Here is a 14,820-nt window from a genome sequence, read left to right as displayed (position 1 = left end):
TTGTTGCTCTGCGGAAACGCGCCGGTACCGAATTCCCGGCCAACAATGTGAGCCCGCCGCATAGTGGCTGCTCAAACACCATAGAGGTTCGTTATCGCCTCACCCGAAACCGGTATTACCCGCGCCAGGACGAACCTGCGTAGCGTCCTTTTCACACCGCACGTTCACTCATACGGTGCTCGCAGTTTCCCACCCCGCGGAGGCATCCATGGCATGGAAGATCGATCTCGTCGCCGATATCGGTGAGAGTTTCGGGGCGTGGACGATGGGCGATGACAACGCACTGCTCGACGTCCTCACCTCCGCCAATATCGCCTGCGGCTTCCACGCGGGCGATCCGCAGACCATGGACCGGACGGTCCGTCAGTGCGTTTCCCGCGGCATCGGTATCGGCGCGCACCCCAGCTTCCCGGATCTGGTCGGCTTCGGTCGGCGGGCCATGGACCTCTCCGCCGACGAGGTGCGCACCGATGTGCTGTACCAACTCGGCGCGCTGCACGCCTTCGCCGTCGCACACGGCACCACGATGTCGCATGTGGCACCGCACGGCCGCCTGGGCAACCTGGTGGCGACCCGCGCCGACTACGCCGCCGCCGTGGTCGACGCCGTCGGGTCGTTCGATCCGAACCTGATCGTGCTCGCCCAAGACGGCGAACTCGCCGACCACGCCCGCGCACAGGGACTTCGCGTCGGCATCGTCGGCATCGTCGATCGCGCTTATCGCGCAGACGGCACCCTCGTCCCGCGATCCGAGCCGGGTGCAGTTATTCACGACCCCGAGGTACTCGCCCGCCGAGCGGTGCGCATGGTGACCGAGGAGATCATCGAATCCGTCGACGGCACAAGCCTTTCCGTCCGTCCGAACACACTGCTTCTGCACGGCGACAACGCAGACGCTGTGCGCAGTGCACGGGCGATCCGGACCGCGCTCATCGCGGCGGGTGTGCACATCGTCGCGCTGCCCGAGGTACTCGCGGATCGTGCCGGTAAGGAAAGCGAACCATGTCCGGCGTAGCGGGAGTCGCCTTCCACGTCGCGGCCTGCGGTGACTCCGCCGTACGCGTCACCGCGCAGGGTGCCGACCGAGAAGAATGCTGGCGAGCTGTGCACGCGATCGCGGCCGCGATGGACACCGATGCGGACCGCTTCGCGATTACCGGCCTCATTCCGACCTACGACGCCGTGCTCATCGAATTCGACTGCGCGGCAGGCACTCACGACGATATTCGACAGCTGCTCGCGAATCTCGTACGAGAATCGGTGGCACCGATACCACGCCCGGTCCGGCATTTCGATATCCCGGTGGTCTACGGCGGCGAGTACGGTCCGGATCTCGACGACGTGGCCGACCAGCTCGGGCTGTCCCCGACCGAGGTAATCCACGTGCACGGATCCTCACCGCTCACCATGCGCTGCTTCGGATCTCCGGGCGGCGCGCCGATGCTCGACGGTCCCGCCTTTCCGCGGCCGGTACCCCGACGTGTCGTCCCGCGCCCGCATGTACCCGCCGGGGCCGTGGCAGTGGCCGGTCGACAGGCTGTCGTTTCGGCACGGCCCGCGCCCGGCGGATGGCCCGTCATAGGTCGAACCCCGCGCACCATGGTCGACCCGACGACCGAGCCGTTGTCCGCCTTCCAGCCCGGCGACACGTTTCGGTTCCATGCCATCGCGGCCCACGAATGGGCCCGGTTCGAGGGGGTGCTGCGTGGCTGAGACCATCACCGTGACGACCCCGGGGATCACCACTGTTCAGGATCTGGGTCGCCGACGGGCCTCACGGATCGGCCAGCTGACCGGCGGTGCCCTCGACCAGTACAGTGCCGAGGTCGCCAACGCCCTCGTCGGCAGTGCGGCCACCGCACCGCTGCTCGAACTGGTCGCGCTGGATTTCGGTGCCGTCGCGAGCACCGATCTGCTCGTCGCGATCACCGGTGCACCCGCCGACGTACGCGTCGACGGTGTCACCCGCGCCCAGTGGGAACCGTTCATCTGGGCCGCAGGCACCGAGCTCACCGTTCGCGACATCCGCGACGGTCTTCGGGTCTACATCGCGGTGCACGGGACGATTTCGGCGAACTATTTGCTCGACAGCTGCGCTCCGGATCCGGTACTGGGTTTCGGTCGACAACTGACGGAGGGTGCGAATGTCGACGTCGAGACCGACGGGCCGCTACTCGACCACCCACATTTTCGAATTCCGTTGTTCCACTTCGACATTGCCCGCCCCACATGCACCGGAAGTTGGACCATCGATGTCACCGATGGACCCGATATCGCCGAATTCGGCAGCACCGCCACGCGACTGTTCGAGACCTCGTTCGTCGTCGGCGACAACAGCAATCACATCGGACTCCGGCTCAGTTCCGATGGTGCCGTCCCGCAACGAGAGAGCCGGACCGAGATCTTATCCCGGGGCGTACCGATCGGAGCCGTCGAAGTGCCCGCCGGAAAAGAAGTGCTCGTGCTGCACCGTGGCCGCGGCGTGACAGCGGGCTATCCAGTGCTCGCAGTCGTCACCGCAACCGGCTTGTCGCAACTGGGACAGGCCCGGCCCGGTCAGCGAGTCCGATTCCGGCACATCGGTATTCCCGACGCGGTGCGGCGCTACCGCGCACAGCAGGCGGCGATCGATCGACTACGCACCCGTGTGGCAAATGCCTACGACTGCCTCCGAATTCCCGTCCACACCAACACTTGCCACCGGCCTGCTCAGGCCCCGAATGCGGCAGCTTGCGTAACCACGCAGGGGCCCCGCGCAGACCACATCCGCCACAGTCACCTGGAGTACCCATGACCGACACGATCTCTCCGGCCCCGGCCGGGTCCGTGCCCACCGACCACACGCATCCGGCGCCGTCCGGCTCGATCCGCAAGGTCGTACTGGCCGGCTGCGTCGGCATCTTCGTCGAGCTATACGACAACGGCATCTTCGCCTTCATGGCAACTGCCCTTGCCATCGTGTTCTTCGATGTCTCCAAGTCGAGTGACGCATTGCTGCTGGTCTTCGCCGGATATGCGATTTCCTTCTTCGTGCGTCCGCTGGGCGCGGTGATCTGCGGCATCCTCGGCGACAAGATCGGCCGCCAGAAGATGCTCGTCTTCGTCATCATGCTGATCAGCGTCGCGACGGCGGGTATCGGTGTGCTGCCGACCTATGCGGCCATCGGCGTCGCGGCACCCGCGTTGTTGATCGCTTTGCGGTTGGCACAGGGATTCTCGGTCGGCGGTGAGGCCGCCGGTGCGATGACCTTCCTCGCCGAACATTCGCCCGAGGGCAAACGCGGACTGATCACCAGCTACGCCCAGATCGCCTCCTTCCTCGCCCTGCTGACCGGCACCCTGGTCGCCTTCACGATGTCCCCGTGGTTGAACGCGAGTGCCATCCACGGCGGCGGATTCGGCAGCTGGGCCTGGCGGATTCCATTCCTCATCGCGATCCCGATGGGCCTGATCGGCTGGTACATCCGCCGCGCCATCAGCGACACCCCGAATTTCGGCAAGCTCAAGGAATCCGGCGGCCTGTCACGCAACCCGCTGAAAGAAGCGTTCGCGTCGCCCGAACACCGTAGGGCGATGCTCCTTGCCCTGTTCATCCCGTTGATGAACGGCTCCGGCTATTACGTCCTGTTCTCCTACATGCCGACTTTCCTCAAGGGCGACAAGATCGGATTCTCCACCGGCACAGCACTTATCGTCACCGCCGCCAGTCTGGTCGCGATCAGCATCGCGATTCCGTTCATGGGTGCACTGTCGGACAAGCTAGGCCGTAAGAAGGTGATCGCCGGTGCCGCGATCGCGATGGCCGTCGGCGCTATCCCCTGCTACGCCCTCATCGCGACCGGCAGTTTCGCACTCGCGGTGCTCGGCGCCTGCATCATGGCCGTCATCTTCGCCGGGCACACCGCGGTCATCCACATCCTCATCGTCGAACTGTTCCCGACCCGGGTCCGGTACTCCGCCTACGGGCTCGGCTACAACATCTCCTCGGCGCTGTTCGGCGGCACCGCACCGCTGCTGATGACCTGGCTCATCCCGCATTTCGGCATCTACGTCCCGGCCGTCTATGCCGTCGCCACCGCACTCGGCACGCTCGCGGCGGTCAGCACCGTCACCGACCGTGCCCACCTGCCGCTGCGCGACACGCTCTGACCACAAGCAGAACGGCCTCACCCGAGACAAGGAGTGTCATGCCTTTCGACGACTACCGAACCGCACTCGTCACCGGAGCCAATACCGGGATGGGAGCCGCGATCACCGAGACGCTCGCCAAGCGTGGCCTCACCGTGTATGGCGTCGCCCGCGACGCCGCACGGCTCGACGAGGTGGCCGCACGGACCGGGATGATCCCGCTCGCTGTCGATGTCACCGATACCGTCGCACTGACCAGTGCGGTCGGCCACCTCGAAATCGACATCCTGGTCAACAACGCCGGGGTATCGGCCACCGGGAATATCCTCGACGCAGCACCGGAATCGGTCGATGCCATGGTCGATGTCAATCTCCGTGCCGTGCTGCATCTGTGTCGGCTGTTGATGCCGGGCATGGTCGAACGAGACCTCGGCCATGTCGTCAATATCAGCTCCATCGCGGGTCTGTACAACTTCTACGGCCACACGGCCTATCACGCGACAAAGGCCGCGATCCACCAGATCTCGCGCCAGCTCCGCAACGATGTCATCGGCAGGCGTGTCCGGGTCACCGAGATCTGCCCCGGCCGGGTGGAGACCGAAATCTTCGGACGCAATCTCGGCGGCACACCCGAGGCGATGCGGGAGGCCTGGCAGACCTATTACGAAGGCTACGAATCCATTACGACGAAAGACATCGCCGACACCATCGAATTCGCGATCGACGCGCCGCGGCATGTGAATTTGGGCCTGATCGAGATCACGCCGACGTTCCAGGTGCCCGGTGGGCTCGAATTCGTCCGGCGGCAGGATTGAGGTCGCCGCTACCGATGGCCGAATTGCCTTCTCACACATTGGGAGTCGTGGCGCATGCGGCGGGCGATCTGCGCGTCGAAGCCATTGCTCTTACCCTACCGGGACCGTCCGATACGGTGGTGGAAATCGCGTACGGCGGCATCTGTGGATCCGACCTGCATTACTGGACCCATGGAGCCGCCGGCGAATCGATCCTGAAGGTACCGATGCTGCTCGGACACGAGGTGGTCGGCACGGTGGTACAGCAGGCCGCAGACGGCGGCGGACCCGGACCGGGCACCCGGGTGGCGGTACATCCGGCGACACCGAGCGGCAACAGCCCGCGCTATCCCACCGATCGTCCCAACCTGTCGCCCGGGTGCACCTATCTCGGCAGTGCGGCTCAATTCCCTCATACACACGGAGCATTCACGCGTTATGCGGTGCTGCCGTCCCGGATGCTCCGACCGCTGCCCGATGGTCTTCCGCTGCGAACGGCAGCCGTAGCGGAACCGGCTTCGGTTGCCTGGCATGCGGTTTCGCGCGCGGGGGACGTCGCGGGAAAGATCGCGCTGGTGATCGGTTGCGGTCCGATCGGCGCGCTGGTGGTGTCGGTGCTGCGCCGCGCCGGTGCCGCCACGATCACGGCAGTAGACATCCATGATTATCCACTGGCTATTGCTCGCGAACTCGGCGCAACCACACTGTTGAAGGCAGACGACACCGACATGATCGCCGCGGTGGACGCCGACATCGTCATCGAATGCTCCGGCAACCGGTTCGGACTCGAATCCGCCATTCGCGGCGCCACCCGGGGTGGCCGGGTGGTCCTGCTCGGGCTACTGCCCGCCGGACTTCAGCCCGCGCCGCTGTCGCTGGTCGTCACGCGTGAACTCGAGGTCGTCGGATCGTTCCGGTTCAACGACGAGATCGACGCGGTGCTCGATGCGCTCGCCGATGGGAGCCTGGTCGTCGAGCCGGTCATCAGCCACGAGTTTCCCGTTCGAGATGCCTTGGCGGCCTTCGCCGTCGCCAAGGATGCCGCGGCCTCCGCCAAAGTGCTGCTGGCTTTCTGAACCCTATGTCGATCTTCCCAGGAGGAAAGCATGTCCCCATTCGCCCTCGCCGCCCGCGTCGAGCGGATGCGAGAATCCCCGAGTTCTGCTGCCGCACAACGGGTTCGCACGCTGCGCGAGTCGGGTCGGGTGATCCTCGATCTGACCGTCGGCGAACCGGATTTCGACACGCCCGATCATGTGAAAGCCGCAGCGATCAGAGCCATGGACTCCGGACTCACCAAATACACGGCGGTGAACGGTATTCCGGAGCTGCGTCAGGCAATCGCGGCGCGGATACTCGACCGGACCGGAACCACAGTCGACGACAACGAGATCACCGTCGGCGGCGGGGCCAAGCAGGTCATCTTCATGGCGCTGATGGCGACGGTCGAAGAAGGCGATCAGGTCATCGTGCCGTCGCCGTACTGGGTGTCCTATCCGGATATGGTCTCACTCCACGGTGGCACGCCCATTGTCGTGGACTGCCCTGAATCGGACCGATTCCTGCTCACTGCAGCAGGATTGGCGGGGGCGATCACGCCTGCCACGAAATGGGTGATCCTCAACGGACCGTCCAACCCGACCGGCGCGGTGTACAACACGGAGGAACTCGCGGCCCTTGCCGCCGTGCTGGAGCGGCACCCGCACGTGAACATCTTGTGCGACGAGATCTACGACGAGATCGTATTCACCGCTCAGCGCACCCCGAGCCTGCTGTCCGTGGCGCCGCAACTGCGCGATCAGATCTTCGTCGTCAACGGAGTTTCCAAGTCCTATGCGATGACCGGCTGGCGACTCGGGTACGGAGTGGGGCACCCACAGCTCATAGCGGCGATCAACAAACTGCAGTCGCAGAGCTCGTCCTGCCCGTCCTCGATCAGCCAGGCAGCCGCGGCCGCGGCGATTGCCGGCGACCAGAGCTTCGTCGCCGAGTCGATCGTGCGCTACCGCGCGCGCCGCGACCTCATGTTCGACCTGCTCGCCGACGTGGACGGACTCGCACCGGTGCGGCCGCAGGGCGCCTTCTACCTGTTCGTCGGATGCGCCGGAATCCTCGGCAAGCGGACACCGGACGGACGAGTGCTGCACGACGACCAAGACGTCGTGCTGTATCTGCTCGAGGCCGCCTCGGTCGCAACGATCCAGGGCTCCGCCTACGGCGCGCCGTCATACCTGCGCATCTCCTTCGCCACCTCAGCGGACGTGCTGCGCACCGCCGCCGTCGAAATCGCGAAAGCCATTGCGGCACTGAGCTGACCACAGCCCGACCCGATCACGGAGAAACCATGGTTCACGTCACCACCAAGATCGACCGCGCCGACCGCGCACTCATCGACGAACTCGGCACCTTCTCGGCGGCCACCATCCACGAGGCCCAGGGCCGCACGGGCGCACTCGACTCGGGCATCAAACCCATCGACCGCGACATGTCCTTTTGCGGATCCGCATTCACCGTCGTCTGCCACCCCCGCGACAACATCATGCTGCAGGTCGCGATCAGCTACGCCCAACCCGGCGACGTGCTCGTCGTAGCATCCGGCGACCAGCCCGCCGGGCAATTCGGCGACGTCCTCGCCAATGCGTGTGCCGCCCGCGGCATTTCCGCCCTCGTCACCGACGGCGGCGTACGCGATACCCGAGAAATCCGCGAACTCGGATTCCCGGTCTTCGCCAAACACGTCTGCATCGAGGGCACCGTCAAAGAAACGCTCGGCCCGATCAATCAGCCCCTCGTCTTCGGCGGCCAGGTCATCTATCCGGGCGATATCGTCAAGGGCGACTGCGACGGCGTCGTCGTCATCCGACGCGAAGAAATCCGATCCGCAATCGCCGCCTCCCGCGAGCGCGACTCCGCCGAGGCGACCTACATCGAACGCTACAAAACGGGTGAGACTCCCATTCAGGTCTCGAACCTGGCTACGATCTTGGAAGCCAAAGGCCTCACCGTCGACCAGTAGCCTTCAGAACTCGTCGGGGCAGCCGCAGGAGCCGCGGGGGTGAAGTACTGCTTCGAGGTTCAGGACTCCGGGGCGGGGGATTTGGTCGTCGAGTTGTTGTAGCAGTAGGTCAATTGCGGTTTCTCCCATTAGGCGGGTGGGCTGGACCATGGTTGTCAGGCCCGGGCGGGTGTAGCGGGAGTATTCGATGCCGTCGAAGGCGACTACCGCGAGGTCGTCGGGGACGCGCAGCCCGGCATCATAGGCGGCACGGAGCATACCCATCGCCTGCAGATCGCTCGTCACGAAAATTGCTGTGGGGCGGGGTGAGTCGGCCATCAGGTCGGCCAGTGCGTGGTAGCCCGCGGCACCGCCGAAATCCGTTCGCACGATGCGTCCTTCGGCAAGTCCGGCGGCGGCCAAGGCATTTCGGTAGCCCTGTACGCGGTCCTCGGCAGTCGACACGTGTGGGCCGCTCAGGCAGGCGATTTCGCGGTGGCCGTGTTCGATGAGATGGGCGACGGCCTGCTCCGCGCCCGCGACCGAATCGCACATGACGTGCGCGCAACGCGCCGGATCGATGACGCGGTCCAGCGCCACCAGCACCATGCCCGCCTCCTCGCACGCGTCGGCGATGCCGGTCTCCCAGGACGATGAAATCGCAAGCAGCCCTTCGACTCTGCGATCGATGAAGGTGCGCACATAGGCGCGTTCGCGTTCCGCGTCACCCGCGGCATTGCCGACGAACAGCGGATACCCCCGTGCGAAGGCGGCCGCCTCGATCACGGCGGACAATTCGGCGAAGAACGGGTTGGCCCCGTCCGGAATCACCATGCCCAGCGCATGTCCGCGGTTCATGCGCAGGCTGCGTGCGGACATATTGGGTCGGTAGCCGAGTTCGGCGATGGCCGCCTCGATCCGGACCCTGGTCGCGGGCGCGACCTGCCGCGGTCCGCCATTGAGCACATAGCTCACCAGCGCCGGTGATGTACCCGCCAGCCGCGCCACGTCGGCTCGTGTGACTGCCATCGGAAATCTCTCCTTGCTCCGACCGTCCATCCAAGCACTGCGCACAAGTACTTGACAGCCGGTGACTCGAGTCACACACTACTCATCAACTCGCGTTGATCAACACGAGTTGATACCTGAGATGGATAGGTCGAACTCACGATGAATGCTCGATTCAGGCGTGCAATGGCGCCGCTTGTCCTCATCGGCGCACTTGCCGCCGCTGCCTGTGGTCGCGGTGGACAGGACGGGAGCGATGGCGATTTCAAGATCGCGATCGTCACCCGGAACTTCACCAACCCCTATTGGGCGGCATTGCGCGACGGCGCCCTCGCGGAGGGACAGAAGCTCGGGGTGAAGGTCACGGTGCAGGCCGGGCAGTCCGAGACCGACGCCGACGGTGAGAACGCCCAGATCTCCACCCTGGCGGCGCAGGGCTACGACTGCTTCGGCGTGGTGCCGGTCAATGCCACCAATGTGATCACTCCGCTGACACCGGTGGCGCGCAAGAACATTCCGATTCTCGACCTCGACACCCAGATCGATGCGAAGGCCTCCGCGCAGGCCGGGGTGTCGTATGCGAGCTTCATCGGTTCGGACAATCTCGACGCGGGCCGTATCGCCGGGCAGAAGATGCTCGAGGCGCTGGGCGGCACCGGCAAGGTTGTCATCCTGCAGGGCATCGCGGGCGAGCAGAACGGTATCAACCGCGACCAGGGCTTCACCGATGCCGTGGCGGGCAAGCTGGAGGTCGTCCAGAAGGCGCCCGCCGACTACGAGCAGGATAAGGGTCTGCAGGTCACCGAGGCGATCCTGAAGGCACATCCGGATATCACCGGCATCTTCGCCGCCAACGACACCATGGGTCTGGGCGCCGCGCAGGCGATCAAGAACGCGGGCCGGACCGGTCAGATCAAGGTGATCTCCGTCGATGGCATCCAAGCCGCCCTGGACGCCGTCAAGGCGGGCACCCTGACCGGCACGGTGACCCAATACCCGTATGCCGAAGGTCAACTCGCGGTGCAGAGCTGCCTGGCCGAGCATCAGGGCAAGAAGCTGCCCGAGCGCGTGGTCTCCCCCATCGCCTTCATCGGCAAGGACAATGTCGAGCAGCAGATCGCGGCGTTCCCGCGTCCGATCGTCGCCTTCGACAACCCGGTGGAAGGGCTGTTGAACAAGTGACCGCAGAGGCAACCGAAGAGCTCCGCGCGCGTGAGGGGCGCACGGATCTCCTCGCCAAGGTCGCCGAATTCGCGGCACCGCTCGCGCTGGTCGTGTTGTGGGTGGCGTTCTTCATCGCCACCCCGAACTTCCTGACGGCGGACAATATCGGCGATCTACTGGTCGCCTCGACCATCCTCACCGTGCTCGCGCTCGGCCAGCAATTCGCGATCACCGTCGGTGGTATCGATCTGTCGGTCGGCGCCAACTTGCCATGGGCGGCTGCCGTTCTCGGGTATCTGGCCAGCCACGGCTACCCGATGGCGGTGGCCATCGGGGCGGCGATCCTGGCCGGACTGGCGGTCGGCATCGTCAACGGTGTGCTGGTCGGCCGACTGCATATGACCGATTTCGTCGTCACGCTCGGCATGCTGAGCGTGCTCAACGGCATCACCCTGCTGCTGACGCACGGCAATACCGAGGCCGTGAGTTCCCGCTTCCTGCAGCGGCTCGCACTCGACGGCATCGGACCGGTGCGCTGGTTCTGGCTGCTGGCACTGCTGGCCGCACTGGTCGTGGCGGGCATTATCTTCCGCACCCGGATCGGCACCCATCTGCTCGCCACCGGCGGACGACTCGAGGCCGCGCGCGACACCGGTATTTCAGTGAACCGGATCCGGCTGTTCGCCTACGCCATGTCCGGATTGCTGTGCGGCATCGCCGGTGTCATGCTGGTCGCCCGCAACGGCGGCGCGGATCCGTCACTGCAGACCACCTACCTGCTGAGCTCGATCGCCGCGGTGGTGCTGGGTGGTTCGTCACTGTCCGGCGGCAAGGCGTCGGTGCTCGGCACCGTCTGCGGTGCGGTGCTGTTCACCTCGCTGATCAACGGGTTCACCATTCTCGGCATCTCGCAGTACTACCAGCCGGTCGCCGTCGGCGCCGTGCTGCTGCTGGCCGCCGGGATCGCCCGGTTCCGAAAGTAGGCCGAAGAGATGACGATTCCATTGCTGGAGGCGCGCGAGCTCACCAAGTCCTTCGACTCGGTGCGGGCGCTGGCCGGGGTCTCGCTGACGATTCCCGAGGGCGAAGTCACCGCGCTGGTCGGCGACAACGGTGCGGGTAAGTCGACATTGGTGCGCTGCCTGACCGGCGTGCAGGCACCGGATACCGGGCAGATCCTGTTCAAGGGCGAACCGGTGCGCCTGCGCTCACCGGAGGATGCGCGCAAGATGGGCATCGAGACCGTGTATCAAGATCTCGCCCTCATCGACGATCTGGCCGTATGGCAGAACCTCTTTCTCAATCGCGAGTTGGTGTATCCGCTCGGCATCGTCAACCGCAGGGCGATGATCGCCCGCAGTGGTGAGATCCTGCGCGATCTGGATGTCGATGTGCCCTCGGTGCGCACCACCGTGCGCCGGATGAGCGGCGGTCAACGCCAAAGCATCGCCATCGCCCGCGCGGTGGCCTGGGGTAAATCCATGGTGATCATGGACGAGCCGACCGCCGCACTCGGCGTGCGTGAGACCGCCGCGGTCGAGAAGTTGGTGCGCGGCCTACGCGAGCGCGGGATCACCGTATTGATCATCAGCCACGATCTGGCTCAGGTCATGCGGATCTGTGACAACGTCGTCGTACTGCGGCGTGGCAGATCCGTTGCGGCGCATCGGATCGACGAAGTGAACGGCGACCGGCTGGTCGCATTGATCACCGGTGCCGCACCCGGCAATCTGGAGCTCACCGCGAACGGAGCCGAGTCGTGACGGTTGTCGTCCTCGGCTCGGTCAACCAGGACATCGTCTGTGAGGTGCAACAGCTGCCGCGGCCCGGCGAAACCGTGCTGGCACTGCGCTCGCGAACCAACCTGGGCGGCAAGGGTTCCAATCAGGCCGTCGCGGCGGCACGAGCGGGTGGCCGGGTCGAATTCATGGCCCGAATCGGGCGTGATGCCGATCCCGGACTACGAAAATCGTTGCGCGAGTACGGCGTCGAGCTCAGCGCGCTGCGTGAGGTGCGGGATGCGCGAACCGGCACGGCCTATATTACCGTCGCCGATGGCGAGAACCAGATCGTGGTCGACCCCGGCGCCAACTTCCGGTGGGAATCCGAATCCGAACTCGACACTATGACCGAGGCCGATCTGCTGCGCTCGGCCGAAGTCGTTGTCGCACAGTTGGAAGTGCCGCCGAACGTGGTCGAATGGGCCGCGCGGCGGGCGCGCCGTTTCGTCCTCAATGCCGCTCCGGCGACGGAGCTGCCGGATGAGCTGTTGCGCCGCTGCCACCCGCTGATCGTCAACGAATCCGAGCTGTCGGCACTGACGGGAGCCAGCGCGCGGACCCCCGAGCAGGCATTCCACCTGGCCCGTTCGCTGTGCCTGCGCGGTGTGGAGTCCGTCGTCGCCACCTTGGGTGCCGCCGGGTCGGTGTGGGCGCACCGCTGCGATGTGCCCGCGCCGGTCGTGGGCGGGTATCAGGCTGCGCCACAGGTGAATTCGGTGGACTCCACCGGTGCGGGCGACGCCTTCGTCGGTGCGCTGGCCACCGCACTCGCCGATGGTATGCCGCTCGGCGGCGCCGTGGCCTATGCCACCGCGGCCGGTGCGCTCGCCGTCCAAACACCGGGAACCCACGCCTCCTACCCCACCGGGGACCAGATCGTCACGGCGCTCGCGGCCATCCCCGCGGCCTGGCCGCTCGTCTGAACCCCTCTTCGAGAAAGAATCGCACTGTGCGTACCAGCGGACTCATTCACGCCGAATTACTCGCCGCGCTCACGGCGCTGCGCCATACCGACCTCTTCGCCGTCAGCGACTCCGGCCTGCCGACACCCGTCGGCGTGCCGGTCATCGACCTGGGCATCAGCTACGGATTTCCCAGGTTCGAGCCCGTCCTCGAGCTGATCCTCGAGGAGGTCACCGTCGAAGCGGCCTGGGGCAGCCGCGATGTCGCTGAGCAGAATCCGGAGGCCGCGGCTCTGCTCAGCGGCCGCCTGAACGCGGAGTTGATCGACCACGACGACTTCAAACAGCGCATCGGGGCGTGCCGGTTCGTGGTGCGCACCGGTGAGGCCCGCCCGTATGCCAATGTGTTGCTGCGGTCCGGGGTGCCCTGGTTGTAGCGTGGGAAATATTGTTACCTCAGATATTGAACCCAGCGCACGCGCGGGCCGTATCGATTGCGGGAATGGTCAGTTGACTGATTACTGTCCGGTGCTCGGATCAAGGACTGATTCCACAGGTCACGCTGCTTTGCGACGGCTCGCAACTCGCTGACATGTGGGTCGGGAGGAGCGGTGGAGATGGATCTTCGCGAGGTCGTATCCGCGGGTGTGTGGGAGCAGCGGCAGCTGCTGGAGCAAGGGGTGCTGACGGCCCGTGAGCTGATCGAGGCGACGCTCGACGGGATCGATCAGGCGGGTGAACTGAATGCCTTCACTCGGGTACTGCACGAACAGGCCGTCATCGAAGCCATCGAACGGGATCAGCAGGATATCGGGGAGCGCGGACCGCTGCACGGTATCCCGATCGCGGTGAAGGACGAGATCGACGTGGTGGGCGTCCCGACCACATTCGGCACCCGCGCCAATCTCACCCCGGCGGTCGCCGACGCCGAGGTGGTGCGACGGCTGCGGGCGGCCGGCGCGGTCATTGTCGGTAAGACCACCATGCCCGAGTTCGGGCAGTGGCCATACACCGAATCCACCACCTATGGTTTGACCCGCAATCCATGGGATCTGACCCGCTCGACCGGCGGCTCCAGCGGTGGTTCCGCCGCGGCGGTCGCGGCGGGGCTGGTACCGGCCGCGCTTGGCGGCGACGGCGGCGGCTCGATCCGGATTCCCGCCGCCTGCTGCGGACTCTTCGGCCTGAAAACCCAGCGTGGACGGGTGCCGACCGCACCGAACGAACATCTGTGGTGGGCATTGGGCGTCATCGGCCCGCTCACCCGAAGCGTGCTGGATTCGGCGATCATCTACGACGTCATCTGCGGAGCCACACCGGCCGACCGTTTCCAGGCACCCGATCCGATGCTGTCGTTCGAGGATGCCGCGCGGCGCACCCCGGAGAGCCTGCGCATCGGCTACAGCACGAAATCGCAGACGATGCTCGCGAGAGCGGTGCCCGAACATGTGCGCGCGGTGCACGACACCGCCGAACTCCTTGCCCAACTGGGCCATACGGTATTCGAGATCGATCCGGAATATCCCGATTTCACGGTCGCCTTCTATCCGCAGTTCTACGGGGGCGTGCGCGCCGAAATCCCGCTGATCGACCACCCGGAACGGCTCGAACGCCGTACTCGCCAAACCCTGGCGCTCGCTTCCTGGGCACGTCGACCGGTCGTCGAATGGGCCATGCGCCGCGGTGACGCCTTGGCCCGCAAGGCCGATCGCATCTTCGATAAGTGCGATCTGTTGCTGACACCCACCATCGCGCACCGCCCGCCGCGGGTCGGTGTCCTCGACAATGCGAATACCGTCCGCGCACAAATCGCCTCGGTCCCCATGGTCGCCTTCACCGGATTCTGGAATGTGACCGGACATCCCGCCGCATCACTACCCGCGGGCATGGCCAGCGATGGACTCCCGCTGGCGGTCCAACTGGTCGGACCGTCGAATGGTGAGACCACCATCCTGTCCGTCGCCGCCCAACTCGAACGAATCCGCCCGCATCCCCGCCCCGCTTAGCCCGAAAGTCCCTGTCTGCGCTGGCATTGTCGATAAAATTCA

Annotated in this window: 15 protein-coding genes; 14 read left to right on the top strand and 1 reads right to left on the bottom strand. The window is 65.6% G+C overall.

The window, feature by feature from the left end; genetic code table 11:
- Positions 1-208: 208 nt before the first annotated feature.
- The 8 genes from ACQP2U_RS15380 to ACQP2U_RS15345 are packed head-to-tail and all read left to right on the top strand — an operon-like array spanning position 209 to position 7,938.
- Positions 209-1,015 carry a LamB/YcsF family protein gene (locus ACQP2U_RS15380; RefSeq protein ID WP_433715276.1) on the top strand — a complete coding sequence of 269 codons (807 nt, stop codon included), beginning with the start codon at positions 209-211 and terminating at the stop codon, positions 1,013-1,015.
- The gene (locus ACQP2U_RS15375; RefSeq protein WP_433715275.1) at positions 1,003-1,713 is read left to right on the top strand and encodes a 5-oxoprolinase subunit B family protein; all 711 of its coding nucleotides are present in this window, start codon (positions 1,003-1,005) and stop codon (positions 1,711-1,713) included. The genes ACQP2U_RS15380 and ACQP2U_RS15375 overlap by 13 nt, the downstream gene beginning before the upstream one ends.
- Positions 1,706-2,794 carry a biotin-dependent carboxyltransferase family protein gene (locus ACQP2U_RS15370; protein WP_433715274.1) on the top strand — a complete coding sequence of 363 codons (1,089 nt, stop codon included), beginning with the start codon at positions 1,706-1,708 and terminating at the stop codon, positions 2,792-2,794. The genes ACQP2U_RS15375 and ACQP2U_RS15370 overlap by 8 nt, the downstream gene beginning before the upstream one ends.
- Positions 2,791-4,149: an MFS transporter gene (locus ACQP2U_RS15365; protein WP_433715273.1), complete on the top strand. Its 1,359-nt coding sequence runs from the start codon at positions 2,791-2,793 to the stop codon at positions 4,147-4,149. The genes ACQP2U_RS15370 and ACQP2U_RS15365 overlap by 4 nt, the downstream gene beginning before the upstream one ends.
- A gap of 38 nt (positions 4,150-4,187) precedes the next feature.
- Positions 4,188-4,943, top strand: coding sequence for an SDR family oxidoreductase (locus tag ACQP2U_RS15360; RefSeq protein ID WP_433715272.1), 756 nt, complete (start codon positions 4,188-4,190; stop codon positions 4,941-4,943).
- A gap of 14 nt (positions 4,944-4,957) precedes the next feature.
- Positions 4,958-5,998 carry an L-idonate 5-dehydrogenase gene (locus ACQP2U_RS15355; protein WP_433715271.1) on the top strand — a complete coding sequence of 347 codons (1,041 nt, stop codon included), beginning with the start codon at positions 4,958-4,960 and terminating at the stop codon, positions 5,996-5,998.
- Between the two features lie 30 nt (positions 5,999-6,028).
- Positions 6,029-7,237: an aspartate transaminase gene (locus ACQP2U_RS15350; protein WP_433715270.1), complete on the top strand. Its 1,209-nt coding sequence runs from the start codon at positions 6,029-6,031 to the stop codon at positions 7,235-7,237.
- A gap of 29 nt (positions 7,238-7,266) precedes the next feature.
- Positions 7,267-7,938 (top strand): 4-carboxy-4-hydroxy-2-oxoadipate aldolase/oxaloacetate decarboxylase, encoded by a 672-nt coding sequence (locus tag ACQP2U_RS15345; RefSeq protein WP_433715269.1) that lies wholly within the window; start codon positions 7,267-7,269, stop codon positions 7,936-7,938.
- Between the two features lie 3 nt (positions 7,939-7,941).
- Here ACQP2U_RS15345 and ACQP2U_RS15340 read toward each other — a convergent pair whose 3' ends face one another.
- On the bottom strand, positions 7,942-8,946 hold the full coding sequence (locus ACQP2U_RS15340; RefSeq protein ID WP_433715268.1) for a LacI family DNA-binding transcriptional regulator: 1,005 nt from the start codon (positions 8,944-8,946) through the stop codon (positions 7,942-7,944).
- A gap of 165 nt (positions 8,947-9,111) precedes the next feature.
- Here ACQP2U_RS15340 and ACQP2U_RS15335 point away from each other — a divergent pair, with 165 nt between their 5' ends.
- The 6 genes from ACQP2U_RS15335 to ACQP2U_RS15310 all read left to right on the top strand — a co-directional run bounded on the left by ACQP2U_RS15335 (position 9,112) and on the right by ACQP2U_RS15310 (position 14,778).
- Positions 9,112-10,107, top strand: coding sequence for a sugar ABC transporter substrate-binding protein (locus tag ACQP2U_RS15335; RefSeq protein ID WP_433715267.1), 996 nt, complete (start codon positions 9,112-9,114; stop codon positions 10,105-10,107).
- Entirely contained in the window at positions 10,104-11,072 is a 969-nt protein-coding gene (locus tag ACQP2U_RS15330; protein ID WP_433715266.1) for an ABC transporter permease, read from the top strand. Before ACQP2U_RS15335 ends, ACQP2U_RS15330 begins: the two co-directional genes overlap by 4 nt.
- Before the next feature lie 9 nt (positions 11,073-11,081).
- Positions 11,082-11,852, top strand: coding sequence for an ATP-binding cassette domain-containing protein (locus ACQP2U_RS15325; protein ID WP_433715265.1), 771 nt, complete (start codon positions 11,082-11,084; stop codon positions 11,850-11,852).
- Entirely contained in the window at positions 11,849-12,793 is a 945-nt protein-coding gene (locus tag ACQP2U_RS15320) for a ribokinase (protein WP_433715264.1), read from the top strand. The genes ACQP2U_RS15325 and ACQP2U_RS15320 overlap by 4 nt, the downstream gene beginning before the upstream one ends.
- A 26-nt stretch (positions 12,794-12,819) precedes the next feature.
- Positions 12,820-13,209 carry a D-ribose pyranase gene (rbsD, locus tag ACQP2U_RS15315; protein ID WP_433715263.1) on the top strand — a complete coding sequence of 130 codons (390 nt, stop codon included), beginning with the start codon at positions 12,820-12,822 and terminating at the stop codon, positions 13,207-13,209.
- Positions 13,210-13,389: 180 nt separating this feature from the next.
- Complete coding sequence (locus ACQP2U_RS15310; RefSeq protein ID WP_433715262.1) at positions 13,390-14,778, top strand: amidase; 1,389 nt, start codon at positions 13,390-13,392, stop codon at positions 14,776-14,778.
- Positions 14,779-14,820 lie beyond the last annotated feature (42 nt).

The sequence above is a fragment of the Nocardia sp. CA-084685 genome, from assembly GCF_050955785.1.
Classification (GTDB): domain Bacteria; phylum Actinomycetota; class Actinomycetes; order Mycobacteriales; family Mycobacteriaceae; genus Nocardia.
Note: the sequence above shows the minus strand (reverse complement) of the source record. Positions and strands in the feature narration are given on the sequence as shown.